1 protein-coding gene is annotated in these 562 nt (G+C 41.8%); it reads right to left on the reverse strand.

Annotated features, from left to right (window positions below):
• Positions 1 to 562 (reverse strand): reverse transcriptase domain-containing protein (locus HH219_RS21745; RefSeq protein ID WP_249118594.1); only part of this gene is annotated, 562 nt, incomplete at both ends.

Here is a 562-nt window from a genome sequence, read left to right on the forward strand (position 1 = left end):
AAGGTCATTGAGATCCCCCAGTTGCGGTTAGTGAGTTCCCTGACATTTGCTTTAAATTTCTTTAGCGCCTGTTCGTGGATTTGCACTTGACCGTAACGAAAGGTAAACCCGAGAAATTTCGAGCCTGATACAGGACCGACTCGACTTTTCGATTCGTTCACTTTGAGCTTTAATCGCTTAGTGATAAACGCAGTAATTTCCTGTTGGATTATTATTCCTTCGCTTTTCGTTTTTACTAAAATGATTATGTCATCAGCGTAACGTGCAAACTTAAGGCGTTTGTAGGTTAGCTTCTTATCTAATTCATCGAGTAAAATGTTGGAAAGCAAAGGGGATAATGGCCCTCCTTGAGGGACTCCTTTGGTTGACTCAAACCACAGACCTGTTTCGCGCTCTGCTACTCCCGCTCGTAGATACTTACCGAGTAGGCGCATGAGTGCTTTGTCTTTGATTTTACGACCAACACGATTCATCAGCATGTCATGGTCTACTTCATCAAAGAACTTAGACAAGTCGATATCAACCGCTGTTTTATAACCTTGTTTAACACAAGATTGAACAT

Origin of the sequence: Pseudoalteromonas sp. NEC-BIFX-2020_015 (assembly GCF_012952265.1) — a bacterium.
GTDB classification, from domain to species: domain Bacteria; phylum Pseudomonadota; class Gammaproteobacteria; order Enterobacterales; family Alteromonadaceae; genus Pseudoalteromonas; species Pseudoalteromonas neustonica.